Origin of the sequence: Micromonospora profundi (genome assembly GCF_011927785.1) — a bacterium.
GTDB classification, from domain to species: Bacteria; Actinomycetota; Actinomycetes; order Mycobacteriales; family Micromonosporaceae; genus Micromonospora; species Micromonospora profundi.
This window is the reverse complement of the sequence record NZ_JAATJK010000001.1, coordinates 4,012,515-4,037,989: the sequence shown is the minus strand read 5'-3', so window position 1 is coordinate 4,037,989 and position 25,475 is coordinate 4,012,515. Positions and strand designations below refer to the sequence as shown.

Genomic DNA, 25,475 nt, shown 5'->3' with positions numbered 1-25,475 from the left:
GCCGGAACCCGTCGAGGTGTGGCAATTTCGCCTCTCGCCGCTGCGGTTCTCCCTGCTTAGGCTGCCTTTTCGTTACGGAGTTCCGAAAAGGTGATCATGCTTCGCTATGTCCTGCCAATCGTCATCGGGCTGGTCTACGTAGGCCTCAACTCCCTTGTTCCCGAGCCGCACCGCCGTCGTCTGAACGCGCTCATCGTCACGGGAGCCGGTGCCGCCTACATCAGTGGCGGCGGATTCGGCCTGTGGGAACTGGCCTTCTGCGCCGTGCTGGTCGTGGTGGGTTACGCCGGGCTCAGCTCCTACACCTTCATCGGCGTCGGATGGCTGCTGCACACCGCGTGGGACGTCCTGCACCACCGCCGCGGCACCCCGCTCATCCCGTCGCTGCACGACTCGTCGTTCGGCTGCGCCCTCTGCGATCCCGTCATCGCCCTGTGGTGCTTCGCCGGCGGCCTGTCGATCAAAGACATGTACGACCGTGTGAGCCGCCGGGCGACAGGTGCGGCCCGACCCGCGCCAACCGTCAGCGTCGAGGCCTGACTGGCTAGATTTCAGCCATGCACACCGTGGCAGTGCTCGCTCTCGACAGTGTCGTCCCGTTCGACCTCGCCACGCCGATGGAGGTGTTCCACCGCACCCGCATGGCCGATGGCAGGGCCGGCTACCAGGTTCGGATCTGTGCGGCGGCGCCCACTGTGACCACGGGCGCGTTCAGCATCGCGGTGCCGTGGGGGCTGGACATCCTCGACGACGCCGACACGATCATCGTGCCCGGTGTCAGCGACCCGGGCGCCGCCGCCCCCGCCGCCGTTCTCGACGCGCTGCGTGCCGCCGCCGCGAACGGGACCCGTATCGCCTCGATCTGCGGTGGCGCCTTCACCCTGGCCGCCACCGGTCTCCTCGACGGGCTCCGTGCCACCACGCACTGGGTCGCCACCGATGTGCTCGCCGCCCAGTTTCCGCGGGTCCAGGTCGACCCGAACGTCCTCTACGTCGACAACGGCCAGTTCCTGACCTCGGCGGGCGCCGCCGCCGGGCTCGACCTGTGCCTGCACATGATTCGGCGCGACTACGGCGCCACGGTGGCAGCCGACGCCGCCCGACTGTCGGTCATGCCGCTGGAACGCGCCGGCGGGCAGGCACAGTTCATCGTGCACGAACCACCGATCCCCGACGGGATCACCCTGGAGCCGCTGCTGGCGTGGCTGCGCGACAACGCCCGTCGCGAACTGACCCTTGCCGACATCGCCCAGCACGCCGGCATGAGCATCCGTACCCTGAACCGCCGCTTCCGTGACCAGACCGGCACCACCCCACTGCAGTGGCTGCTCCGCGTGCGCGTCCACCAGGCGCAGCGCCTCCTGGAAACCACTGCCCATCCGGTCGACCGCATCGCCGCCCGGGTCGGATTCGGCTCCACCACCGCCTTCCGGGACCGCTTCAAACTCGTCACCGGCACCAGCCCGCAGGCGTACCGGCGAGCCTTCCGCGGCACCTGAGCCGAGGGTCAGGAGATCGCGGCACGCACCAACTCGATGACCTTCTTCTCCACGGCCGGGCTCCATGCCTTCAGCGCGTACGCCACGGGCCACAGGTCGCCGTCGTCGAGGTTGGCAGTGTCCTGGAAGCCCACCGTGGAATACCGGTAGTTGAACTTGCCGGCATCCTGGAAGAAGACGACGATCTTGCCGTCGGCGTTCGTGTACGCGGGCATCCCGTACCAGGTCTTCGGTGCCAACTCGGGGGCGGCGGTGGTGATCGCCACGTGCACGCGCTCGGCGAGCACGCGATCCTCCGGTTCCATCTGCGCGATCCGGTCGAGGACCGCCTGTAGCCCGTCGGCCTTCTTGGCGCCCTTCCTGCCCTCGGCGCGCATCTCGGCGGCGCGCTCCTTCATCGCGGCGCGCTCGGCGGCGCTGAAACCATCGGTGGTGGTCGTGGACATTCTCGGCTCCCTCGTTCACGGCTCGGCGTGTGCCGGCCACCTGCGAAAAGGTTAGGTCCGGCGACCGTCGGGGTGCTTCTTGATTCCTGATCGAAAGTGCGGGCTGCCGAGCTGTCGCCGAGCCGGGGACGGGAATCCGGACGGATATGCTCGCGTCGGCGGAGCATGCTGCGTCCCCACTTCGGGGCAGGTGTCGATTCGAGGCGTACATGAACATCGGGGAGATCGCCCGCCGGGCCGGGGTGTCCCGCAGCACCGTCTCCTACGTGCTGAGCGGCAAGCGGGCGGTGTCCCAGGCGACCCGGCAGCGGATCCAGGCGGTCATCGACGAGCTGGACTACCGGCCGAACGCCAGCGCCCGTGCCCTGAAGGAGGGGCGCACCCGCACCCTCGGGCTGGTGATCCCGCCGGCGAGTCAGCGGTTGACCGACATGCAGTTGGGCTTCGTCGCCAGTGTCGTCGAGGCGGCCGCCCGCCATGACCTGGACGTGCTGCTGTCCCCGTCCGGTGGTGATCACGACCGGTCGTTCGAGCGGATCGTCACCGGCCGCCGGGTCGACGGCGTGGTCCTCATGGAGATCCGGCTGGAGGACGACCGGGTGACCCGGCTGGCCAAGGCGGGCCTGCCGTTCGTCACGATCGGTCGGACCGCCGAGCCGCGCGGCATGAGCTGGATCGACGTCGACTACGCCGGGTTGATCGCCCGTTGCGTACACCATCTGGCCGATCTGGGGCACCGGCAGGTCGCGCTGGTGAACCGCTCCGCCGAGCTGGTGGCGGCGGGGTACGGCCCCAGCCACCGAGCGCTGGCCGGCTTCCGGGAAGCGGTCGCGGAGCGGGGGCTGACCGGAGTGGACGTCTGCTGCGGCGACGACACCGCCGCCGGAGAGGCGTGCGTCGAGCAGTTGCTCGCCACGCACCGGGAGGTGACGGCGGTGGCGACGATCAACGAGGCGGCGTTGCCCGGAATGCAGCGGGCACTGACAAACGCCGGGCTGTCGGTGCCTGCCGACTTCTCCGTCACCGGAGTCGCCGCCCAGCACTGGGCGGAGGACTTCCGCCCACCGTTGACCGCCGCGGACGTGCCGACCCGGGAGATGGGCGCCGAGGCCGTGGCGCTGCTGTTGGAGAGCATCGCCGAACCGGGGGCGGTGCCCCGGCACCGCCTGTACAGCCCGCCCATCTCGTTGCGCTCCAGCACCGGGCCGAGGGCTCGTGAGTCGATCCGCTGACGCTTTCCGCCGTGCCCGGTCCGCTGCCTAGCCGCCTGTCGTCCGCCGCTGCTCCTGGGCTGCGGCGAGGATGAGATAGCTGCTTGCCGTCCAGGTGTAGGCGCGGTCCCGCAACCCGGCACCCGTCTCGGCGTCGAAGTTCTCCGCGAAGCCGGACTTCTCGCACAGAGCGAGGAAACGTCGGCTGACGTCGTCGGCGATGCTGGTGTGTCCGGCCCTCCGCAGACCGTCTTCGACGAGCACAGTGGAGGGTGCCCAGATCGGGCCACGCCAGTAGCCGTCGGCGACGTAGTGGGCCGAGTCCGGCGGCTCGGTGGCCAGGCCGTGCGTCGTCAGGTGAGCCTCGACGCCCCGGGCCAGCGCGGTGCTGACCGGGGCGGGCAGGTCCGCGCCGAGCGCGATGGGCATCAGGTCGAGCAGGCTGCGGCTCGCCCGCCGCTGCCCGGTGAGTGGGCTGCGGGCGGCGAAGCGTTCGCCGTCCCACAGGTCACGCAGCAGTGCCGTGCGAACCCGGTCGGCCTCTCGTGACCACTGCTCGGCGGGTTCGCCAAGCTCGACAGCGAGGTCGGCGAGACAGCGTAGTTGCGAGACCAGGAACGCCGCGAGGTCGGCGGTTTGCAGGACCCGGTCGTGGTCGAAGGTGCTGGCGTTGTCCCAGCCGCTGTCGTTGCCGTGCTGGTAGTGGGGGAGGTCGTGGCCGGGGGCGCGACGCGCGTCCAGCCAGAAACGGCTCCAACGGGCCAACCGGTCGTACGTCTCGGCAAGGGCCGCCCGGTCCGGGGGCTGGGGAAGACGTCGGCGCAGCTGTCGTAGGGCCCAGCCGTGGATGGGGGGTTTGACGTAGTTGTGCAGGACCTCGGAGTGGGCGACCGAGTCCGGCAGGGCACCGGCCGCGTCCTGGTGGTCGAAGGGCAGGTGGAACTGGTGCCAGGCCAGCTCCGGCTCGCCGGCGGCCAGGGCGATCGCGTTGAAGCAGTGGTCCCAGCTCCACACCTTGTCCATCCAGTGCTTGGACATCAGGACGGCCGGTCGGGCGAGGAAGCCCGCGGGGGAGACGGTGGCCGACCAGAGGACGTACGCGGCAAGCTCGGCGGCCGGTGTTTCCGCGCCGCGCCACGGAGCGACCGCGTCGACGAACGCGGCGAACTCGCTGCTGCGGTGACGGCACAACTCGTCGAAGGTGGCCGACGGGGTATACGGCTGGCGCGCTGTGGCGTACTCCTCGATGGCGATCTCCCACTGTTGCTCGCCACCGAGGTCCAGGAACCGGTCGGCGGTGCCGAGCGCCTCCACGCCGTCGGTCAGCCGGAGCGCGCCGGAGAGCACTGTGATCCGGTAGCGGCGGCCGGTCTCGTACGAGGTGAACACGTGCGAGCCGTCGGTCGGGTCGAGGTACAGGTAGGTGCCGCTGAACGGGGTGAGGGTGTCCGCCGCCGCGGCTATCCGCAGCCCCAGGCGGTGGCCCCGGATCCGCAGGGCGGCCGGTCCGTCGTAGACGGCCTCGATCCGGTCGGCGCCGCTGCGCCAGGTCAGCAACGCGGGCGTGGCGACGACAGTGGTGCCGGCGGCCGCCGGGGCGAGGCGTAGCACCGGATGCAGCCCGGTCTGGTGCGAGACCAGGTGCACATCGTCGGCGTACGTCTTCTCGGCTACCACAGGTGAGAGGTTGAACCAGGATCCGCGGTAGCTGAAGGGGATGTCCTGGATGGGGAACTCCGGACCGGGCGAGGCTACGGTCATGTGGCGGTTGCCTTTCTGCGCTGCGGATGGTCAGTCCTTGACCGCGCCGGCCGTCACGCCCGTGGAGACGTACCGCTGGGCGAGGACCAGCAGCACGGCGGCCGGGACGGAGGCGACGACGGCGGTGGCCATGATGGCGTTCCACTGCTGGTTGTTGTTGCCGATGTAGTGGTAGATGCCGAGGGTGATCGGCTGGTGGTCGCCGCCACCGGCGAGGGTCGAGGCGAAGATGAAGTCCGACCAGGACCACAGGAACGCGAAGAGTGACACAGTGACGATCGAGTTGCGGCTGACCGGCAGTACGATCGACCAGAAGGTCCGCAGCCGGCCGGCGCCGTCGACAACGGCGGCCTGGAGCAACTCGTCGGGGATCCCGGACATGAAGGCCGTGAAGATCAACACTCCGAACGGTACGGCCAGTGTGGAGTCGGCAAGGATCAGACCGGGCAGCGTGTTGAGTACGCCGAGGTGGAGATAGACGGCGTAGAAGCCCATGGCCATGATGATTCCCGGGATCATCTGCGCGATCAGCAGCACGAAGCTCAGCGCTGGGCCGCCGGGCGGGCGGAGCTTGGCCAGCGCGTATCCGGCCGGGGCGGCCAGCGCCAGGGTCAGCGCCACAGTGCCGAGACCGACAAGGAAGCTGGTGCCGAGGTACGGGAGTTGCTGGTCGAGCACGGCGCGGTAGCCGTCCAGGGTGCCGTCGGTCGGAATCAGGTGCGGGGGAGTGGCCCGCATGTCCTGGTCACGGGTGAACGACACGTTGATCATCCAGTAGACCGGGAAGAGCATCAGCCCGGTCAGCATCAGTCCGACGCCGGTCTTCCACCGGGAGCGGGGCGGGGAGGCGGTCATCGCAGGTCCTGACTCCGCTGGAAACGGATGTATCCGAGCCCGGCCACCAGGGCCATCACGATGAGCAGGTTGCCGACGGCCGCGCCGGGCCCGAACTCCGGCAGCAGATTGCCGAAACCGAGCCGGTACGACCAGGTGGCGAGCGTGGCGGAGGAGTCGGTGGGGCCACCCCTGGTCATGATCCAGATGATGTCGAAGACCTTCAGCGTGTAGACGAGCCCCAGCAGCAGGGTGATCGCCGAGACGGGACGCAGCAGCGGAAAAGTGATCGACCAGAACCGCTGCCAGCCCGTCGCGCCGTCCAGCGCGGACGCCTCGTACACCTCGGTCGGGATCGCCTGGAGGCCGCTGTGCAACACCACAAGGTTGAACGGGATGCCGATCCAGACGTTCGCGATGATCACCGAGGTGAGTGACCAGCCCGGCGAGGTGAGCCAGTTGACCCTGTCGACCCCGACGACGCCGAGCGCCGCGTTCACCAACCCGGAGTCGCTGTTGAGCAGCCACGACCACGTCGACGCCGAGACGATCAGCGGCAGCAGCCACGGAATGAGGATCACCGCCCGCAGCGTGCGCGACAGCGGGAAGTGGTTGTGGAAGAAGAGCGCCAGAGCCATGCCGATGGTGAACTGGAAGAACAGCGACGCGCCGGTGAAGACCACTGTGTGCGCCAGCGTCGGCCCGAAGGCGCTGTCGGTCAGGACCGTGCGGTAGTTGTCGAGCCCGGCGAAGGGCGCGCCGCCCTGCACGAACGAGCGGACGGTGTACTCGCGCAGGCTCAACTCGACATTGCGGTAGAGGGGATAGGCGTAGAAGGCGGTCAGGTAGACGGTCACGGGTGCCAGGAAGCCCCAGGCCGGCCATCGGCGGGGCCGGCGTCGGGCGCCGGACGGGGCACGCCCGGGTGGAGCGACCGTCGCCGGTGCGCCCGGTTCCCGTGCGCTTGTGGAGGTCTGTGTCGTCGGGGGCATGGTGTCGCTTCGGCGCGCTTACCTGGTCGCCGCCGCGGCCTGCGCGGCGCTCAGCGCTTCACGAGGCGACTTCTGACCGCTCAGGGCAGCCTGCACCGCCGTCCACAGTGCCTCTGAGATCTTCGGGTACTTCGTGCCGAGGTTGTCCCCGGTGCGACCCTTCGCCGCCCGGACCGCCTGCACCCAGACCGTGAGCTTCGGGTCCGCCGCCGCCTGCCGATCCTGCACGGCCGTGACGGGCGCTACGTAGGAGAGAGTGGTGTCGGTGGTGAGCAGGTTGTCGGCACTTGTCAGGCAGGTGACAAGCTTCTGCGACGTCGCGTACCGCTCGGTGTTCTTCTGCACGGGGATGGAGACGAACTCACCGCCGGTGGGCGCCGGCGCCGGACCGCCGGCGCTCGCCGGAATGGCGATGGTGCCGTACGAGAACCCGAGCTTCTCGGCGTTCGCCAACTGCCAGGTGCCGTTCTCGGCGAACGCGTAGTCGCCGGTGGCGAACTCCTGCCAGCTCGTGGTCTGGGTGTTGTTGATGACGGAGTTGGGGGCGTACCCCTGCTTGAGCCAGTCCGTCCAGAGCGTCAGCGCGGAGGCCGCCTGCGGCGAGTCCAGGCTTGTCAACTGGGCTCCGGCGCCCCAGAACCACGGCAGGAACTGGAAGCTGCCCTCCTCGGTGCCGATGGCGGAGAAGGTGATGCCCTTCTTTCCCGCGGTCTTGACTTTGGTGAGCGCCGTGGTCAGCGACGTCCAGTCGGTGATGGTGGCCGGATCCACGCCGGCGGCAGTCAGCAGATCCTTGTTGTAGTAGAGCGCGAGGGTGTTCGCCCCGATCGGCACCCCGTACGTCTTGCCCTCGCTCTGGCCCGCGCCGAGCAGGTTCGGTGCCATGGCCGAGACGTCGAGCTTGTTGTCGTCCGTGGTGGTGAGCGTGCCCGCCTCGGCCAGTGTGGAGATGACGGGGTTGTCCACGATCAGCACGTCCGGCGAGTTTCCCTGCTGGGCGGCGAGCAGGGCCTTGTTCGTCAGGTCGGTGGTGTCGTAGCCGGTCCGCTCGACAGTCACCCCCGCGGAGGTGCCGCACCTGTCGAGCAGCGCGACCCACTGCGAGTCGTCGGCGAACTGCGGGTACGGATCCCAGACGACGTACGCGGCGTCGCCGGGATCGTCGGCGGAGGACGAACAGGCGCTGCCGGCGGCGACGGCGAGTGCCGTCACGGCGACAGCGGCCAGGCGCCACTTGTGGCTGGGTCGAGTCATCTGGTGCCTCACTTCACGTCGATCGTCAGGTGGGGTGGGCTCGGCCGTCGGGGGCCGTTTCGGTTCGGCGAGGAAGCGAATCGATTCGACAAGTGGTTCGGCCGAAGATAGGTCGGCCCCTGCCCGGAGGTCAACAGCTGATCGCCGCGGATGTGCGGTTGCCTGGAAACGCCCGCTTCATCGAATCGTCATCGCATTGACACGGTTGAGTATCCGGTCCTACGATCCGTGCGAATCGATTCGCAAGTGCTGCCCTCCGGAGAGCGTCCCCCACGCCCCACCAAGGAGCCGCCCCGTGCAAACCCCGTCCCGTGGCAGGTCAGGACGAACCCGTGCGACAGTCGCCCGCCTCGTCGCCGGCCTGCTCGCCGTCGCCGCCACCACAGTCGCCGCCGCGTCTCCGGCCCAGGCCGCCGACGAGTCGATGAGCGTCAACTTCTCCACGACAAGCGGTTCGCCGGCCTACCGCGCGTCCGGCTGGATCTACGGCATGACCGAGAACGCCAGCGGCCCGCCCGACCACTTCTACCGGGACGTCAAGTTCCAGTACATGCGAGCGGGCGGAGCGCAGCTGCCGGGAAGTGGCTGGGTCGGCGGGAACTACGACCGCCGGTGGAACTCCACAGTCGCCCAGGCACGCCGCACCGTCGCCCTCGGCGGTCAGTTCATCCTGCTGCCGCACGACCTGTGGGGCGCCGACGGCGCCGGGATCTCCCGCTTCCCCGGCGACAACGGCAACTGGGCCGACTACGACGCCTTCCTGAGCCGCCTCGTCAACGACGTTCGGGCGTCCGGGCTCTCCGTGCAGTGGGACATCTGGAACGAACCCAACATCACCATCTTCTGGAACCGGCCGATCTCCCAGTACCTCGAACTGTGGCGGCGCACCTACCAGCGCATCCGGGCGGAGTTCCCCAACCAGCTCATCGTCGGGCCGAGCTGCGCCTGCGTACCGTCGACCACGCACACCTTCTGGAACCAGTACCTGGACTTCGTCCGCTCGACGAACACAGTGCCGGACATCGTCAGCTGGCACTCGCTGCCAGGCGACCCGGTCGCCAACGTCGCCGCCGCAAACGCCACCCTCGACCCGCGCGGCATCGCCCACCCCCGCCCGTACCAGATCAACGAGTACGGTGCGCCCGAGGAGCAGAACCCGGCCGACGGGGCGTGGTACATCGCCCGTCTGGAGCGAGCGCGCGCCGACGGCCTCCGCGCCAACTGGGCCGGTGGCGGCAACCTGCACAACGACCTCGGCAACCTGCTGGTCCGCAACTCGGCGGGGCAGCACCAGCCCAAGGGTGAGTGGTGGGCGTACCGCTTCTACGCCGGGCAGACGGGGCAGGTGGTCGCGGTGACCGCAAGCCAGTCGTACGACGCGTTCGCCACCAAGACGACAGGCACGGCGAAGGTCCTCGTGGGCGGCGGTCGGACCACCGGCAACCTGGCAGTCAACATGCAACGCCTGGACACGACGAGCGGCATCGTGCAGAACAACCAGGTCCGGGTTCTCGTCCAACGCATCCCGCACAACGGCGGCGGTGCCGTGCAGGGGCCGATCACCGTCTCGAACAGCGTCGTCGGCGTGGCAAACAACAACGCCACCGTGAACCTGCCGTACACCAACCAGAGCGACACGTACACGATCACCCTGCTGCCGCCCTCCGACGGCGGGTTCCAGTCGGTGGCGGTGGCCCAGCACTCCCAGCAGTGCCTGGACAACGCAGGACTGAGCACCTCGGACGGCAACGTCCAGCAGCAGTTCTACTGCGAGGGCGGCGACCAGCAGCTCTGGAACTTCCGTCCGGTCGCCGGGGTGGCAAACACGTACACGGTGGTCAACCAGCAGAGCGGCAAGTGCCTCGACGTCAGCGGCGTCTCCACCGCCGACGGCGCGGCGGTGCACCAGTGGACCTGCCTGAACGGCCTCAACCAGCAGTTCACCCTCCGCAAGGTGACCTACGCGGGCAACGACTCGCACGACTACCAACTCGTGGCCCGCCACAGTGGCAAGTGCGTCGATGTCAGCACGATCTCCACGGCGCCCCGGGCACCCGTGCACCAGTGGACCTGCAACCCGACCGGTCAGGGCAGCCCGTTGAACCAGACGTGGCGGGTCCTGGGCCGGTAGGCGTCACCGTGGGAGTTCGAGGTGCCTGCACCGCTTCCACGCAACAACCCCACCACCCGTAGCGCGTCGGCGAGCCCTCGCGCTTCGACGACTCCGAGGAGCCGCCCCCGTGCAACCCTCGTCCCGCACCGGGCCAGTTGATGCCCCGGTGGAAGCCCGTCACCCGCGACGCGGTCGCGTCCGTCACCTGATGGTGCTGACCAGCGTTCTGGCCGGTGCCCTCGTCGGGGTCGGCGCCGTCCCTGCCGCCCCACAGGCGTCCGCCGCCGCCATCGAGCCGGGTCAGAGCACCCGGATCGTCGGCGTGCCCTCCGGTCGCTGCCTTGACGTCCCCAACTCCAGCACCGCCAACGGCACCCAGACGCAACTCTGGGACTGCCAGGGCGGCGCCAACCAGACCTGGACCTGGACATCGAGCAGACAACTCATTGTGTACGGCAACAAGTGCCTGGATGCCTCCGGCCAGGGCACCGCCAACGGCACGGCGGCGATCATCTGGGACTGCAACGGTCAGACGAACCAGCAGTGGAACGTCAACGCCAACGGCACCATCACCGGCGTGCACTCGGGGCTGTGCCTCGACGCCAGTGGTTACGGCACCACCAACGGCACAAAGATCCACCTGTGGGCGTGTCACGGTGGCACGAACCAGCAGTGGACCTCGCCGACGACCACGCCTCCGACCACACCGCCTCCGACGACTCCGCCGCCGACGGGCGCGCGTCCCTGCGACATCTACGCCTCCGGCGGCACCCCGTGCGTGGCGGCGCACAGCACGACGCGGGCGCTCTACGGGGCGTACGCCGGCAGCCTCTACCAGGTCCGGCGTTCGTCGGACAACACGTCCCGCGACATCGGGTTGCTGAACGCCGGTGGCACCGCCAACGCGGCAACGCAGGATGCGTCCTGCGCCGGTACGACGTGCGTGGTGACAGTCGTGTACGACCAGTCGGGGCGCGGAAACGACCTCTGGTACCAGGGGTCGAGTGTGGTTCCCGGTTCGCCGCAGAGCAGGCCGGCGGTGGCGACCTCGGAGTCCCTGACCGTGGGCGGCTCCAAGGCGTACTCGCTCTACATCAACCCGGGGAACAGCTACTGGCGCGACGGGCACCTGACCGGCGTGCCGACCGGGGCCGCTCCCGAGGGCATGTACATGGTGACAAGCGGCACCCACGTCAACAACGGCTGCTGCTTCGACTACGGCAACAGCGAGACGACGAGGAAGGCCGATGCCGCCGGGGCGATGGACGCCATCAACTTCGGCACCCAATGCTGGTTCGGCGGCTGCTCCGGCACCGGACCCTGGGTGCAGGCGGACCTCGAATGGGGTCTGTTCCCGGGTGGCAGCCAGACCTGGAACCCCAACCAGCGTTCCTTCACCAGCAAGTTCGTCACCGCGACGCTGAAGAACAACGGCATTTCGCGGTTCGCCATCAAGGGCAGCAACGCCCAGTCGGGCAGCCTCTACACCCTCTGGGACGGCTCGCTCCCGCCCGGATACAGCCCGATGAAGAAGCAGGGCGCGATCATCCTGGGTAGCGGAGGGGACTGCTGCAAGCCCGACGGCGGCGCGAACCTGAGCGCCGGCACCTTCTACGAGGGAGCCATGGTCGCCGGCTATCCGTCCGACGCGACCGAGAACGCGGTGCAGGCCAACGTGGTGACCGCCGGCTACCGCTGAACCGGCGCGGCGCTGGCGGACCAACCCGTCGCGCCGGTCATCACCGCACAGTGGGTGGTGGCCGGCGCGGCGTGGTCACGTCAGTCGTCGGCGGCGCTCGTACGATCCGGGTCGGCCGGCGGGGGAGCGACCTCGGCGAGCGCGGCTCGCACCGTGTCCAGCAACTGGTCGTCCGGGTGGTCGATCCAGTGCTGGATGGCGACGCGCAGGATCGCCAGGAACGTCGCGGCCAGGAGGCGGGCGCGCAGCGCCACGTCCGCGCCGGTGAGCCGAGGTGCGAGTTCCGTCGCCAGTTCGCGCTCGATCGCCGTGTACGCCGCGACCTGATGTGCGGCCAGGCCGGAATATCCACGCAACTGTCGGCGTCGGGGCAGCCAGGACCGGTCCCGCCCGCCGAACGCCTCGGGCGTGAAGCGCTCCGCCGCCCGGCTCAGCGCCGTCCACGGCGGCTCGTCTGCCGGCCGCTCGTGGACCAGTTGCAGCAGCCGCCGCAGGCGTACGGTGTCGCCGTGAAAGAACGCTTCTTCCTTGTTGGAGAAGTAGTTGGAGAACGTCCGCCGGGAGACGTTCGCGGCGTCGGCGATCGCCTCCACGGTCACGCCGTCGGGCCCGTGTTCGGCAGCCAGGCGTAGCGCCGCCTCGTGCAGGGCGAGTCGGGTGGCCGCCTTCTTGCGCTCCCGTAGCCCGGTGATCTCGTCCATCGGCCCCAGCGTAGTGGGGGTGATGCGCTTCTCAACGAGCAAACTTGCCTAGTGGGCAAGATCGGTAGATGCTTGCGTGAGGCAACCAACTAGATGTGAGGGGCAGGGCGTGGACAGCACCGCGGGGGAGCTCGGCCTTCGGCTGTACGACCTGGTGCGGACTGTCCGGTTACTGAAGCAGCACCGGGCGGAGGAGGGGCAGGCCGTCGCGCCGGGCCTGCTCGGCATGCTCATGCAGATCGACAAGACCTCCGGCGGCTGCCAGGCCCGTGAGCTGGCCCAGCGCACCCGACTGGACCCATCCACGGTCAGCCGCTCGATCGCGGCGCTCGTCGCGGACGGTCTGGTCGAGCGGCGGCCCGACCCGTCCGACAAGCGGGCGAGCTTCCTCGCTGTCACACCGGCCGGCCGGGCCGCCCTTGCCGAGAGTTTTGGCTGGTACGGCGACGTGCTGCGCCGAGCGCTGGCCGACTGGACCCCCGACGAGGTCGACGCGCTGAGCGGCGCCCTCGGACGGTTCGCCCGCGACATCGAGGTTGCCCTCGGAAACCACGACAACCTGGAGGCCGCGCGATGAGCGCACCCACCATGACCGGCGCTGAGCCGATGACCCATCGGCGAACGCTGGAAGCGCTCAGTGGTCTGCTGCTGGTGCTGTTCGTCGCGATGCTCAGCAGCACTGTCGTCTCCACAGCTCTTCCAAAGATCATCGGAGCGCTGAACGGCTCGCAGACCCAGTACACCTGGGTCGTCACCGCCACCCTGCTCACCGCGACCGCTACCACCCCGATCTGGGGCAAGCTGGCCGACCTGTTCAACAAGAAGGTCCTGATCCAGGTCGCCATCGTGGTGTTCCTGCTCGGCTCGGTCATCGCCGGGTTCTCGCAGACCGCTGGCCAACTGATCGCCGCCCGCGCGTTCCAGGGCATCGGGGTCGGTGGCCTTCAGGCTCTCGTCCAGGTGGCGATCGCCGCCATGATCCCGCCGCGTGAGCGGGGCCGCTACAACGGCTACCTCGGTGGCGTCATGGCGGTCGCGACCGTGGGTGGCCCACTGCTCGGCGGCCTCATCGTCGACACGTCATGGCTCGGCTGGCGCTGGTGCTTCTTCGTCGGCGTGCCTGTCGCCGCCGTGGCGCTCATCCTGCTCCAGGCCACCCTGCACCTGCCGACCGCGCGCCGTGAGAACGTCAAGATCGACTACCTGGGCGCCGGACTGATCGCTGCCGGCGTGAGCGTACTGCTGATCTGGATCTCGTTCGTCGACGGCTCGTTCGCCTGGGTCTCCTGGCAGACCGCGGCCATGGTGGGCGGCGCGGTCATCCTGCTCGCACTGGCGGTCTGGGTCGAGTCGCGGGCCAGCGAGCCTGTCGTCCCGCTCGACATCGTGCGCCAGCACACCACCGCACTGGCAATCCTCGGCAGCCTCGCGGTCGGCATGGCCATGTTCGGCGGTGCCGTCTTCCTCGGCCAGTACTTCCAGATCGGCCGCGGCTACAGCCCCACCGAAGCCGGCCTGCTCACCATCCCGATGATGGCCGGAGTACTGCTGTCCTCCATCATCGCCGGACGACTCATCACCAAGAGCGGAAAGATCAAGCCGTACATCGTCGCCGGGTCGATCACCCTCGTCGCCGGGTTCGCGCTGCTGGGCACCGTCGACCACGAGACGTCGCTCGTCCTGGTCGGCGTCGCGATGTTCATCGTCGGCACCGGTGTCGGTATGACAATGCAGAACCTCGTCCTCGCCGTACAGAACACGGTCTCGCTCAAGGACATCGGCGCGGCCAGCTCCAGCGTCGCGTTCTTCCGGTCCCTCGGCGGCACGATCGGTGTGTCGGTACTCGGCGCCATCCTCGCCCGCCGGGTCAACGACCAGATCACCCACGACCTCGCCGCCGCCGGAATCCCCACCTCCGGCAACGACGGCAACAGCAACCTCAACATCACCGCCCTGCCCGAGGGGGTGCAGGAGATCGTCCGTGCCGCGTACGGCGACGCCACCGGACACATCTTCCTCATCTCCGCCGCCATCGCTGTCGTAGGCGTCATCGCCGCGCTGCTGCTCCGACCCGTCACCCTCCGGACCAGCCTGGACCTCCCGGACGCCGCCACCTCGACGGCAGTGGCAGCCGACGCTGTCGACGGTGCTCCCGCGTTCGACCAGACATCGGTAGTGGACACGTCGAAGGAACCGACGCGCCGCCGCTGACGCCAGACCCGACGTCGAACCCGCACGAAGGCGCGAACCGGGGCCGCCACCGACTTTCGATGGTGGCGGCCCCGGCACCTCGGTGGCGAGCCAGATCGGCTGCCAGGCCCGACGTACGCCGCCTCACGACCGTTGTGACCCACCCCAGTCGCCGTGCCTGAGCGGGGTGCCCTCAGAGGGTCGTCATCCCATGTCCCGGTCGTTCCCTCTTGCTGGCCGGGACGACCGTACTGATCGACTCGGTTTCCTTGAAATCGGGGTGTCCCTGGTAGTGGGACACCCCGATTTCATTGACCCCGTGTTGATCTCGCCGTTGGTGCCCGGAGCTCCGCTTCGGTGGCCCGATTGCCTCGAAGATGTGGTGGCTCCGATGGTCGCTTGCCGGCAGGGAGCCGCCGATGCCCGCCGCGTGCCTCGAGCACACGCGACGCCTCCTGCCGCTATTGGTGCTCCTGCCGCTCGGTGCTGTGCACCTCGACGATTGCCGCACTGGCGGGCGCTGAATTGTCGGCGGCGTCGTCGCGTTGCTTGGCGCCTGGCGTTGCCTGGCGCCTGGTGTTCCTGGTGCCTGGCGTTCCTGGCGCGTTGCCTGGCGTGTTGCCTGGCCTGTGGGCCTGGCGTTGCTGGCGTGTGGGCCTGGCTGCCTGTTCTGAGGCGGCAGTCGTGCGGGTCCGCCGACGCGTGAGCCGGGGCGATCGGTGCCGGCGAATGACGCGTTTGGAGGGTCGCGCCGAATGGGTTCATGCGCGGATCGCATGCCTGACGCGGCTTCCTCCCATCCGCTGGTCAGTTCCTCTCATCTGCCGAGATTTCGGAGAAGATCCACTCGGCTTCCTTGAAATCGCGGTGTCCTTGATGGCGGGATACCCCGATTTCAAGGAGCCCGTGTTGATCTCGCCTGATGGCGGCCCGGACGCATTGATCGCACTGTCGCCGCATGGGCCATGGCCCCGATGGCGCTGCGCCGCCTCGCTCGCCGCGTCACGTTGGGGCGGGGATGCCGTCGTGGCGGGGACACGATGAGCGGAAAGGGCGTCGCGGGCTGAGGGATGCGCCGACCGAAGGGGTGGGCGATGCGCCGACCGAAGGGGTGGCTGAGCAAATCTGGACGCAGGAGGCAAGAGTCGCACTCCCTGCCACTTTCAACATATACCGCACCCGGGGTCTTGCGGCAAGACCCGGGTCGTACCGCAGAATCTTCCAGCCGAGGCCACAGCCTGCGGAAACGAGGCGGGGTGTGCCGCGCGGATCGCGCTGGACGGCTGGCGCGGACGCAACCGTGGCGAATGGGGGAATGCCTTTCATGATTGACGTGATCATTGCCGGCGGGGGCCCGACCGGCTTGATGCTCGCGAGCGAGTTGCGGCTGCATGACGTACGCGTGCTCGTGCTGGAGAAGGACGAGGAACCGACCAGGTACGTTCGTGCGCTGGGTCTGCACGCGCGCAGCCTTGAGGTGTTGGATCAGCGCGGGCTGTTGGAGCGGTTCCTCGCGCTCGGCCGGCAGTTTCCGGTGGGTGGTTTCTTCGCCGCCATCACCAAACCGTCGCCGGGTCGGCTGGACACCTCCCACCCGTACGTCCTCGGGATTCCGCAGCCCATCACCGACCGGTTGTTGGCGGAGCGCGCTGTCGAGGTCGGCGTCGAGGTGCGGCGCGGCTGTGCGGTGGTCGGGCTGCGTCAGGACGAGCACGGGGTGACGGTCGAGCTGGCCGACGGGGCGCAGGTGCGTTCGCGGTACCTGGTCGGCTGCGACGGGGGTCGCAGCACGGTACGCAGGCTGCTCGGCGTGGGCTTCCCCGGTGAGCCGAGCAGGGTCGAGACGTTGCTCGGTGAGATGGAGGTGGGGGTGCCGCCGGAGACGGTGGCCACTGTGGTGGCGGAGGTCCGCAAGACGCAGCTCCGGTTCGGTGTCGGGCCGGTCGGGGAGGGGGTGTACCGGGTTGTCGTACCGGCTGAGGGGTTGGCGGAGGACCGGTCCGCGCCGCCGACGCTCGATGAGGTGAAGCGGCAGTTGAGGGCCGTTGCCGGCACTGACTTCGGCGTGCACTCGCCGCGTTGGCTGTCTCGGTTCGGTGACGGCACCCGGCTTGTCGAGCGGTATCGGACGGGTCGGGTGCTGCTGGCCGGCGACGCGGCGCACATCCACCCTCCGACCGGTGGGCAGGGGCTGAACCTGGGCATCCAGGATGCTTTCAACCTGGGATGGAAGTTGGCCGCAGAGATCAACGGTTGGGCGCCGGACGGACTGTTGGACAGCTACCACGCCGAACGGCACCCGGTTGCCGCCGACGTACTGGACAACACCCGGGCCCAGATGGAGTTGCTGTCCACCGAGCCAGGTGCCCAGGCGGTACGTCGGCTGCTGGCGGAGTTGATGGACTTCGAGGACGTGAACCGTCACCTCATCGAGAAGGTCACCGCGATCGGGGTCCGCTACGACTTCGGCGCGGGGCACGAACTGCTCGGCCGGCACCTGCGGGACGTACGTCTGAAGGGGGGTCGGCTCTACGAGCTGATGCACGGCGGGCGCGGCCTGTTGCTCGACCAGACCGGCCGGCTCTCGGTCGCGGGGTGGGCGGACCGGGTCGACCACGTCGTCGATGTCAGCGAGGAGGTGGGCGCGCCGGCGGTGCTGCTGCGACCGGACGGTCACGTGGCCTGGGCCGGTGACGACCAGCAGGGCCTGGTTGGCCAGCTGCGTCGATGGTTCGGCGCAGCCGCCGGCTGACGGACAAACCGTCGTCAGCCGCTGGCTGACACGGACTGTCGGCGTCAGCCGGCGTCACCGAGGCGCAGCACCCCGGTACGTCTGTCAGCCCGCCGCGAGGCCGTATTCCCGGTCGGTGAACAGGTCCACGTCGCGGGGCCCCAGCTTCGCGACCCGGCGGGCGTGCAGGGCAAGTTGCCGGCGTGCCTCGCCGAGGCGACGGCTGGCGATCGTCATCTCGTCGGACGGTTCGAACGGTTCGGTGCCGCTGCACTGCATGGCGGCGACCATCACCCCGTTGAACGCGGTCATGAGTCCGTTGGCGAGGGCGATGCCGTCCTGGTCGCCGTGGGTCCAGATCTGCGACCAGGCGCTCTCCACAGTGGTCATGTCCCGGGCCAGCCAGTCGTGCAGCGCCATGGGTCCCAGCGGCTTGTGCCCCGCGAACAGTTCGTTGCCCGCCTCCGGCAGGCTCGAACGCCAGTACCTGGTCTGCCGCAACGCTTCGGCCTTGTGCGCGAGCCGCAGGGCGCCGGACAGGATCAGCACGTACGCCCGTTGCAGATCTGCCCGTTCCTGGTGCCGTCGCCTCATTCGGGAGTGCACCAGGACCACGAGCAGTGATGCGAAGGCGGTGATCGCGGAGCCGAGGAGGGCGGCCAGGGTTGAGTTCACGCCGACATGATGCCTGCCGATCAATAGCGCCGATCCTTGGGATCACCCGATCCGGTCTGCCCGAGGGCACGGCGAACCGCCGGTGAGGGCAGGCGCGGGCCGCCCTGTTACCGGTAACAGGGCGGTTGGCAGCCCGTTTGCGGCGGCTCGATAGATGTCCTTCGTTACGACTTGACGAACGGCATGTTATCGCTCACAGTCGATGTCGAGGACGACAGTAGCTGTGACTCACCGGGCGAGCCCGCTGGTCGTACCTCACGACCAGACGTCCCCCAGGGCATGCGGACGTCGCATCAGCACCGTGTCAGCAGCAGCCGGCCACACGGCGGGCACATCGCGCCTGCCGACCGTCACAGGACGACCGACCCGGAACTCACTGTGATCGAAACGTCCAGCGCCAGCCGGCGATCCACCCCGGGTCATCCGGGAACCGACGCCGGCAGCGACGTCGGGTACCACCACCGCTGCAACCTCCACGAAGGACTCGACATGAAACCCAAGAAAGCCGTGCGGGCGACGGTGATCCTCGCCGTCGCCGGCGCACTGACCGCGGCCACGATGGTGGCCCTGGCTCCGACCGCCAGCGCCGGGACGACCCTGCGCACGGCGGCGGCTGAGAAGGGCCGCTACTTCGGCGCCGCGGTCGCGACGGGCAAGCTCTCCACCAGCACGTACGTCAACATTCTGAACCGCGAGTTCAACAGTGTGGTGGCTGAGAATGAGATGAAGTGGGATGCCACCGAGCCGCAGCAGGGTCGGTTCAGCTATTCCGGTGGTGATCGTCTGGTCAGTCACGCGCAGGCCAATGGCATGAGTGTGCGGGGTCATGCGTTGTTGTGGCACCAGCAGCAGCCGGGTTGGGCGCAGGGCTTGTCGGGCAGCGCGTTGCGTAACGCGGCGATCAACCATGTGACGCAGGTGGCCACCTACTACCGGGGCAAGATCTATGCCTGGGATGTGGTGAACGAGGCGTTCGCCGATGGTGGCAGTGGTGGGCGGCGGGATTCGAATCTGCAGCGCACCGGTAACGACTGGATCGAGGCGGCGTTCCGGGCTGCGCGGGCCGCGGATCCGGGTGCGAAGTTGTGTTACAACGACTACAACACCGATGGGATCAACGCGAAGTCGACGGGTATCTACAACATGGTGCGGGACTTCAAGTCCCGTGGTGTGCCGATCGACTGCGTCGGTTTCCAGTCGCATCTGGGTACGACGTTGGCCGGTGACTACCAGGCCAACCTGCAACGCTTCGCTGACCTGGGCGTTGATGTGCAGATCACCGAGTTGGACGTGATGACCGGCTCCAACCAGGCCAACATCTTCGGCGCGGTCACCCGCGCCTGCCTGGCCGTCACCCGCTGCACCGGCATCACCGTGTGGGGCGTGCGCGACTGCGACTCGTGGCGTGGGTCGGACAACGCGCTGCTGTTCGACTGCAACGGCAACAAGAAGTCCGCGTACGACGCCGTGCTGAACGCCCTCAACAGCGGTACGCCCATCCCGACCACCCCGCCGCCGAACCCGACCACCCCGCCGCCGAACCCGACGACTCCTCCGCCGGGGCCGAGTGGGTGTTCGGCGTCGGTGACTGTGAACTCGTGGACCGGCGGGTTCGTGGTGAACGTGAAGGTGACAGCTGGCTCGTCCGGCACGAGGGGTTGGAACGTCGCGCTGACGCTGCCCGCTGGGGCGAGCGTGACGAACACCTGGTCGGCCACGGCCAGTGGCAGCAGCGGCTTGGTGCGGTTCGCGAATGTGGACTACAACGGTCAGCTTGCTGCCGGTCAGGTGACCGAGTTCGGGTTCCAGGGCACGGGCACCGCCTCGGGCCTGGCGCCCACCTGCACCGCCAGCTGATCACCGAAGTGCGCTGCGCCAGCCGACACGGCCAGCGGTAGGACGACAGTCGAGCCGGTGCCCGGCCTGGGCGCCGGCTCGACGTACCCCCGGGGCAAAGCGCCGACGCGGCCTTGAACGGCGACGCCGGCCAGAACACCGGCGCGAGCCCGGAGCAAGACGCGAGCCCGGGCGGTGAGCCCGGTCAGCGGCCTTCGGGAACTGCCATCTCGCCGAGCAGCGACCAGTCCTGCTGCGGCACCGTGGTGTTGACGATGCGCGGCGTCTCGGCCAGGTGCGGCGGCAGGTGCTCCTGTGCCGCGCGGAAGTGCGCCGACTGCACGTGTGCCCCGCCGGCCTCATCGTCGCGGAACGCCTCGACCAGGACGTACTCGGTCGGGTCGTCGAGGCTGCGGGACCAGTCGAACCACAGGCAGCCCGGCTCGGCGCGGGTCGCCTCGGTGAACGCGGCGGAGATCTGGGGCCACTGGTCGGCGTGCTCCGGCAGCACCCGGAACTTGGCGGTAATGAAGATCATGGCACCAGGTTACTCAGCGTAGGCCGGCGAAGAGGTCGTCCTCGGGCAGCGGCGCGTCAGTGGTGTCCCGCACGCGGACGAACGTCTCGACGCCCATCAGCTCGGTGAAGCGCTCCCGGCCCAGTTGCAGGAAGAAGATGTTCTCGGTCTGGCTGGCGTGCGCCGCCAACGCGTCGAACTTCTGGTCGCCGTATGCCTTCGTGTCGACCCAGGTGCTGATCTCGTCGTCGGGCAGGCCGAGCGCCGGCTCGGGCGACGACGGGTCCGGGTCGGCCCACTCGATGCCCAGCTCCTTCATGATCCGGCCGAAGTCCTCGAACGCGGTGCGGGGCACGGTGGTCCAGTAGACCTTCGCCGCAACGTCGGTCTGCGCAACGGCCGCCATCGTGATGCGGTGGGCCTGGATGTGATCCGGGTGGCCGTAGAAGCCGTTCTCGTCGTAGGTGACGACGACGTCCGGTCGGTACCGGCGGATCAGCTCGGCCAGCCGGTCCGCCGCCTCCGCCACCGGCGTGGACCAGAACGAGCCGGGCTGGTCGTTCGTCGGCCAGCCCATCATCCCCGAGTCGCCGTAGCCGAGGGTCTCCAGGTGGGTGACCTTCAACGCCGCGCAACTGGCCTCAAGCTCGGCCTGGCGCATCGCCACGACGGCGGCGGGATCGTGACCGGGGTCGCCGGGCTTCACCCCGCCGGGCCCGTCACCGCACCGGCCGTCCGTGCAGGTCACGAGGACCGTCGTCACTCCCTCGGCCGCGTAGCGGGCCAGGACGCCGCCGGTGCTCGTCGCCTCGTCGTCGGGGTGGGCGTGCACCGCCATCAGGGTCAGAGGTCGCTCAGCCATGCCACCACCCTACGGGCATCGACGCCGGGGAACGGACCATCGCTCATCGTTCGGTGCGGACGGGGTCGCCCCGGACCAGGTAGTCGTGGATGCGCCACCGGGCGGTGGTCACCGCGCGCCGGGCCGCCTCGTCTCCGGCCTTCATGCGCTCCCGTAGCAGGCGCAGGGCGATGGCGCGGTTGAGGCTGAACTGCCGTTCCCTGTCCACCACCACGACGAGCCCCGACGGGCGGTGGGTAGCCCGTACCGCGGTGCTTGCCTTGTTCCGGTGCTGACCGCCGGGGCCGCCGGTGCGGCACGCCACGACGTCGACGTCCGCCTCCGTGAACGTCGTCGTCCCGGCGTCGCCCGGCGGCGGTTGCGCTGTGACATACCAGTTCTTCCGGCCGTGGCCGGGACGGTAGGGGCTTGGCCCCTGCCAGCACAGCGTGCCCGTCCAGGAGGCGGCGAACGCCTCGGCGTCGGCACCTGATATCTGGATCAACGCCGACCGGTAGGTGCCGGACTGGTTGCCCGGCACCACCTCGACGCGACGGACCGTCAGGCCACGCCGGGCGGCTTCGCCCTCCAGCCGGCGCAGCAACCGGGCCAGCGCCCAGGCGCACTCCTGCGGGCCGTGCCCGCTGGACAGCAGCAGCCGCGTACTCATGATCGGCTCCGCCCGCGGCGCTGGCGGTCCGGTCGTGGCGTGGCCCCCGCTGCCGGAGTCTTGTAGGTGATCACCGGAGTCGTTGTGGCCACAGGTGTGGCAAGCCGGTGCTCGACCAGGTCACCGATCACCTGCTCGATCCTCTTGTACGCGGTGGGAGCCTCCTCGAAGAGCAACTGGCGGTCGCCGCACACCACAAGCGACCCCACCGGCGTGCGACGCAACTCCTCGACAGTGTGCTTGGCCCGACCGCGGCGCAGGGCGTCGGCGCGGGACATCTTGCGGCCCGCGCCGTGCGCCACCGAGTGGTTGGCATCGGGGCCGGCGTGCGCGGCCACGAGGTAGGACGCCGTGCCCCGCGTACCGGCGATGAGCACGTCGCGGCCGTCACCGGGCGCCGCACCCTTGCGGTGCAGGTAGACGCCGTCGCGGACCTCGACCAGGTTGTGGCACTGGTCGACGATCGGCTCGGTCGGTTCGGCACCCAGAGCGTGCGCGACCCGGGCGGCAAGCAGCCGCCGGTTGAGTGAACCCCACCGCACGGCGTCGTCGTGAGCGGCCAGGTAGACGTCCGGGTCCGGCGCGGGGCCGGCGCCGTGAACGCTCGTGTGCGCCCGCAGGATCCGCTCACCAAGGCCGCGCGAGCCACTGTGCACGATGAGTACGAGGTCACCGGCGTCGAGCCCGAGGCGGCTCGCGTGCCCGGGGTGCGCGACGGTGTCGACGCGGGCCAGCTCGACGAAGTGGTTGCCGCGCCCGACCGTAGCGAGCCCGTCCAGGTGACCTGCGGGTATCGCACCCCGCAGGACATCCCAGGCCCTGTCGTCGGCGTCCTGCTCCGGGTCGAGCGGGCGGTCGAGGTCGGGGAACCGAGCCGCCAGCCGCTCCGGTACGACGCGCTTGAGCCGGAAGGGGAACACGGCGATGCCGCAGCCGATGTCGGATCCCACCAGGTGCGGGTACAGCACGCTCGACGCCATGGCAGCGCCGATCGGGGCACCCTTGCCCGGGTGCAGGTCCGGCATGCCGGCAACGTGGATCATTCCGTCGAGGGCGGCCACCTGTCGGCACTGCTCCAGCGCGTCGGACTCGATCCAACTCGCGGGAGAGGCGAACACGGTGACGGTGGCCGGCATGGACGCGGACAGAGACTCCCCAGGGGAGTTGTGCTCAGACAACGACGCTCACTTCTCGCTGAGAACGCAAGGGACGGACGGTGATACGGCACCTGTCGGCCTCATGCGGCCCGGTGCGGCGAGGTGGCGCCCGTCAGTACGTCATGGGGAGCACTCTGGCCGAACTCGTCCTCGGCGGCAACCGACTTTCGCGCGTACGCTTCCGCGATGAGCGCACCACGGCGCATCCTGGTCTACGGGGTGTACGGCGCCGGCAAGACCACGCTGGCGCAACAGTTGGCCGGGCGCCTCGGGTTGCCGTGGTATCCGGTGGACGACCAGTTGTGGTTGCCGGGCTGGGTCGAGGTGCCCGTCGAGCAGCAGCGCAGCCGGATCGAGGCCATCTGCCGCCGGGACACGTGGATCCTCGACGGTGCGTACCACGGGTGGCGGGACGTACCCCTTGCGCGCGCCGACCTGGTGGTGGGCCTGGACTATCCGCGGTGGCTGTCGTTCTGGCGGCTGCTGCGTCGGACAATGCGCCGGCTCGTGACGGGCGAGGTGATCTGCAACGGCAACCGCGAGTCGCTGGGCAGCGTGTTGTCCCGGGACTCGATCCTGCTCTGGCATGTCGGCGCGTTCGGCCGGGCGCGACGGCGGATGCGCGCCTGGCAGAGCGATCCCGCCGTACCGCCGGTGCTGATGTTCCAGAGCCCGGCGGCCCTGGACGCCTGGCTTGCCGGCCTGCCCTCAGCTGCGGCCGGGCTCCCGCCTGATCGCCCGGCCCAGAACGCAGGGTGAGGACGGGCTGGAACTCGTGGCCGGGAACCGGAAGCGGCGCAGCTCCCCGATGGCGAACCCGGCGGTGCCGATGGCGGCGGTGGTGTCGCGGGCGGTGTGGCAGCCGCCGAACAGTTTCGGCCAGAGCGTCGCGTCGGACAGCCGTTGGATCCGGCGCAGGCGTCCGGGTTCCTCCACTGCGACATGCTCGAAGAAGCGCAACTGGCCGCTGGGGCGCAGCACGCGGTGGATCTCGGCGAGCGCGTCCGCCTGGTCGGTCACGCTGCACAGCACCAACGCGACCACTGCCGCGTCGAACTCGCCGTCCCCGGCGGGCAACGCCTCGGCCAGACCGTCGACCACGGTGACCGGGACCGGCGCGGTCGTTGCGGCCCGGATGGCGGCGGCCCGCAGCCGTGGCTCCGGCTCGACCGCCACGACCTCGGTGACGCCCGGCGGGTAGTGGGGAAACATCCGACCGTTGCCGGCACCGACTTCGATCACCCGGCCGGACAGGCCGGCGACCAGGTCCCGGCGGAACTCGTCGAGGCCGGCGCGGTCCATCGCCACACTGAGCCGCTCGTAGACCCGGGCGAACACCGGGTGGGACACTGCGGCCACGTCGACCTCCCGCTGGGTGTGGGTGCCGGCCCCCCCGTGTCGCCGGCGCCTGCCATCAGCAGGCTAGCGGGCACCCGCCATCAGCAGGCCAGCCAGGCGCTTCGGCGACGGCAATCATCACGCCTGATCTCTGCGCCTCGGTGAGGCGCAGCTCCGTAGGCTGGAATCGGCCCACTGGGGCGCCGTTCCGGTACAGCGGCTCGATCCGACGCCTGAGGGACAGGGAGTGGTTCGATCATGAAGATCGTCGTCATCGGTGGCAGTGGCCTCATCGGCTCCAAGCTCGTCGGGATCCTCGCTGAGCAGGGCCACGAGGCGGTGGCGGCGTCACCGAAGACCGGTGTGAACACGCTTACCGGCGAGGGAGTGGCCGACGTGCTCGCCGGTGCGGACGTGGTGGTCGACACCTCCAACTCTCCGTCGCTCGACGGCGGGGCCGCGCTGGAGTTCTTCGAGACGTCCACCCGGACCCTGCTCGCCGCCGCGACGGATGCCGGAGTGCGGCATTACGTGGCGCTCTCGATCGTGGGCAGCGATCGGCTCCCGGACAGCGGATACATGGCGGCGAAGGTCGCCCAGGAGCGGCTCGTCGCCGCGTCCGGGCTGCCGTACTCGCTGGTGCACGCCACGCAGTTCTTCGAGTTCGTCCAGGGCATCGTCGACGCCGCGACGGACGGCGACTCCGTACGCCTGGCGCCGGTGCTGATCCAGCCGATGGCGGCCGACGATGTCGCGGCCGGGGTGTCGGCGGTCGCGGTCGGTGCGCCGACGAACGGCGTCGTCGAGATCGCCGGCCCGGAGCAGTTCCGCCTCGACGAGCTGGGTCGGTCCGTGCTCGCTGGCCGGGGCGACCCCCGTTCGGTCGTGACCGACCCCGACGCCCGCTACTTCGGCAGCGTGCTGGGCGAGCGCTCGCTCGTTCCCGCCGACGGCGCCCGCATCGCCGGCACGCGCCTTGACGCCTGGCGCGCCCGGAATGCGGCGTGACA

General features: G+C 69.5%; 23 protein-coding genes. 11 read left to right on the top strand and 12 right to left on the bottom strand.

All coding sequences use genetic code 11. The features are described 5' to 3' along the window. The first annotated feature begins 96 nt into the window (after nt 1-96). Entirely contained in the window at nt 97-540 is a 444-nt protein-coding gene (locus tag F4558_RS17635) for a DUF6010 family protein (RefSeq protein ID WP_053657185.1), read from the top strand. 17 nt (nt 541-557) lie between these two features. Then, entirely contained in the window at nt 558-1,499 is a 942-nt protein-coding gene (locus F4558_RS17630) for a GlxA family transcriptional regulator (RefSeq protein ID WP_167945203.1), read from the top strand. Between the two features lie 8 nt (nt 1,500-1,507). On the opposite strand, the gene F4558_RS17625 is transcribed toward F4558_RS17630, so the two are convergent. Continuing rightward, on the bottom strand, nt 1,508-1,945 hold the full coding sequence (locus tag F4558_RS17625; RefSeq protein ID WP_053657115.1) for an iron chaperone: 438 nt from the start codon (nt 1,943-1,945) through the stop codon (nt 1,508-1,510). Nucleotides 1,946-2,154: 209 nt separating this feature from the next. Here F4558_RS17625 and F4558_RS17620 point away from each other — a divergent pair, with 209 nt between their 5' ends. Further along, complete coding sequence (locus F4558_RS17620) at nt 2,155-3,177, top strand: LacI family DNA-binding transcriptional regulator (protein ID WP_053657113.1); 1,023 nt, start codon at nt 2,155-2,157, stop codon at nt 3,175-3,177. A 27-nt stretch (nt 3,178-3,204) separates the two neighbouring features. Here the strand turns inward: F4558_RS17620 and F4558_RS17615 are convergent, their stop codons facing one another. The 4 genes from F4558_RS17615 to F4558_RS17600 form a co-directional block, all read right to left on the bottom strand. Then, a complete protein-coding gene (locus F4558_RS17615; protein ID WP_167945201.1) occupies nt 3,205-4,917 on the bottom strand; it encodes an amylo-alpha-1,6-glucosidase in 1,713 nt (570 codons plus the stop codon). Nucleotides 4,918-4,947: 30 nt separating this feature from the next. Further along, nucleotides 4,948-5,772, bottom strand: a complete 825-nt coding sequence (locus F4558_RS17610) for a carbohydrate ABC transporter permease (RefSeq protein WP_167945199.1) — start codon at nt 5,770-5,772, stop codon at nt 4,948-4,950. Next, entirely contained in the window at nt 5,769-6,608 is an 840-nt protein-coding gene (locus F4558_RS17605; RefSeq protein WP_312877353.1) for a carbohydrate ABC transporter permease, read from the bottom strand. Before F4558_RS17605 ends, F4558_RS17610 begins: the two co-directional genes overlap by 4 nt. Nucleotides 6,609-6,761: 153 nt before the next feature. Then, nucleotides 6,762-7,997, bottom strand: coding sequence for a sugar ABC transporter substrate-binding protein (locus tag F4558_RS17600; RefSeq protein ID WP_053657102.1), 1,236 nt, complete (start codon nt 7,995-7,997; stop codon nt 6,762-6,764). A gap of 295 nt (nt 7,998-8,292) precedes the next feature. Here F4558_RS17600 and F4558_RS17595 point away from each other — a divergent pair, with 295 nt between their 5' ends. Both F4558_RS17595 and F4558_RS17590 read left to right on the top strand, forming a co-directional pair. Continuing rightward, nucleotides 8,293-10,128, top strand: a complete 1,836-nt coding sequence (locus F4558_RS17595; protein ID WP_312877352.1) for an RICIN domain-containing protein — start codon at nt 8,293-8,295, stop codon at nt 10,126-10,128. Nucleotides 10,129-10,318: 190 nt separating this feature from the next. Next, complete coding sequence (locus tag F4558_RS17590; RefSeq protein ID WP_167945197.1) at nt 10,319-11,809, top strand: arabinofuranosidase catalytic domain-containing protein; 1,491 nt, start codon at nt 10,319-10,321, stop codon at nt 11,807-11,809. Between the two features lie 80 nt (nt 11,810-11,889). On the opposite strand, the gene F4558_RS17585 is transcribed toward F4558_RS17590, so the two are convergent. Then, nucleotides 11,890-12,510: a TetR/AcrR family transcriptional regulator gene (locus tag F4558_RS17585; protein ID WP_053657096.1), complete on the bottom strand. Its 621-nt coding sequence runs from the start codon at nt 12,508-12,510 to the stop codon at nt 11,890-11,892. Between the two features lie 109 nt (nt 12,511-12,619). Here F4558_RS17585 and F4558_RS17580 point away from each other — a divergent pair, with 109 nt between their 5' ends. The 3 genes from F4558_RS17580 to rox all read left to right on the top strand — a co-directional run bounded on the left by F4558_RS17580 (nt 12,620) and on the right by rox (nt 17,452). Next, nucleotides 12,620-13,087, top strand: coding sequence for a MarR family winged helix-turn-helix transcriptional regulator (locus F4558_RS17580; RefSeq protein WP_197281568.1), 468 nt, complete (start codon nt 12,620-12,622; stop codon nt 13,085-13,087). Next, nucleotides 13,084-14,721, top strand: coding sequence for an MDR family MFS transporter (locus tag F4558_RS17575; protein WP_053657092.1), 1,638 nt, complete (start codon nt 13,084-13,086; stop codon nt 14,719-14,721). Before F4558_RS17580 ends, F4558_RS17575 begins: the two co-directional genes overlap by 4 nt. A 1,303-nt stretch (nt 14,722-16,024) precedes the next feature. Continuing rightward, nucleotides 16,025-17,452: a rifampin monooxygenase gene (gene rox / locus F4558_RS17570; protein ID WP_167945196.1), complete on the top strand. Its 1,428-nt coding sequence runs from the start codon at nt 16,025-16,027 to the stop codon at nt 17,450-17,452. Between the two features lie 84 nt (nt 17,453-17,536). Here the strand turns inward: rox and F4558_RS17565 are convergent, their stop codons facing one another. Beyond that, nucleotides 17,537-18,106, bottom strand: a complete 570-nt coding sequence (locus F4558_RS17565) for a hypothetical protein (RefSeq protein ID WP_053657088.1) — start codon at nt 18,104-18,106, stop codon at nt 17,537-17,539. A 489-nt stretch (nt 18,107-18,595) separates the two neighbouring features. Here F4558_RS17565 and F4558_RS17560 point away from each other — a divergent pair, with 489 nt between their 5' ends. After that, the gene (locus tag F4558_RS17560) at nt 18,596-19,963 is read left to right on the top strand and encodes an endo-1,4-beta-xylanase (RefSeq protein ID WP_167945195.1); all 1,368 of its coding nucleotides are present in this window, start codon (nt 18,596-18,598) and stop codon (nt 19,961-19,963) included. Between the two features lie 184 nt (nt 19,964-20,147). Here the strand turns inward: F4558_RS17560 and F4558_RS17555 are convergent, their stop codons facing one another. Genes F4558_RS17555 through F4558_RS17540 form a run of 4 tightly spaced genes read right to left on the bottom strand, consistent with a single transcriptional unit; the run spans nt 20,148 to nt 23,106 of the window. Beyond that, nucleotides 20,148-20,480: a putative quinol monooxygenase gene (locus tag F4558_RS17555; protein WP_053652806.1), complete on the bottom strand. Its 333-nt coding sequence runs from the start codon at nt 20,478-20,480 to the stop codon at nt 20,148-20,150. A gap of 13 nt (nt 20,481-20,493) precedes the next feature. Continuing rightward, a complete protein-coding gene (locus F4558_RS17550) occupies nt 20,494-21,321 on the bottom strand; it encodes a PIG-L family deacetylase (RefSeq protein ID WP_053652805.1) in 828 nt (275 codons plus the stop codon). 43 nt (nt 21,322-21,364) lie between these two features. Continuing rightward, on the bottom strand, nt 21,365-21,970 hold the full coding sequence (prfH, locus tag F4558_RS17545) for a peptide chain release factor H (protein ID WP_053652804.1): 606 nt from the start codon (nt 21,968-21,970) through the stop codon (nt 21,365-21,367). Further along, complete coding sequence (locus tag F4558_RS17540; RefSeq protein ID WP_053652803.1) at nt 21,967-23,106, bottom strand: RNA ligase RtcB family protein; 1,140 nt, start codon at nt 23,104-23,106, stop codon at nt 21,967-21,969. The genes prfH and F4558_RS17540 overlap by 4 nt, the downstream gene beginning before the upstream one ends. Nucleotides 23,107-23,313: 207 nt before the next feature. On the opposite strand from F4558_RS17540, the gene F4558_RS17535 reads away from it, so the two are divergent. Further along, a complete protein-coding gene (locus F4558_RS17535) occupies nt 23,314-23,886 on the top strand; it encodes a P-loop NTPase family protein (RefSeq protein WP_053652802.1) in 573 nt (190 codons plus the stop codon). Here the strand turns inward: F4558_RS17535 and F4558_RS17530 are convergent. Continuing rightward, nucleotides 23,836-24,486: a class I SAM-dependent methyltransferase gene (locus F4558_RS17530; protein ID WP_231639912.1), complete on the bottom strand. Its 651-nt coding sequence runs from the start codon at nt 24,484-24,486 to the stop codon at nt 23,836-23,838. The genes F4558_RS17535 and F4558_RS17530 overlap by 51 nt on opposite strands. 237 nt (nt 24,487-24,723) lie before the next feature. On the opposite strand from F4558_RS17530, the gene F4558_RS17525 reads away from it, so the two are divergent. Further along, nucleotides 24,724-25,473 (top strand): SDR family oxidoreductase, encoded by a 750-nt coding sequence (locus tag F4558_RS17525; protein ID WP_053652801.1) that lies wholly within the window; start codon nt 24,724-24,726, stop codon nt 25,471-25,473. Nucleotides 25,474-25,475 lie beyond the last annotated feature (2 nt).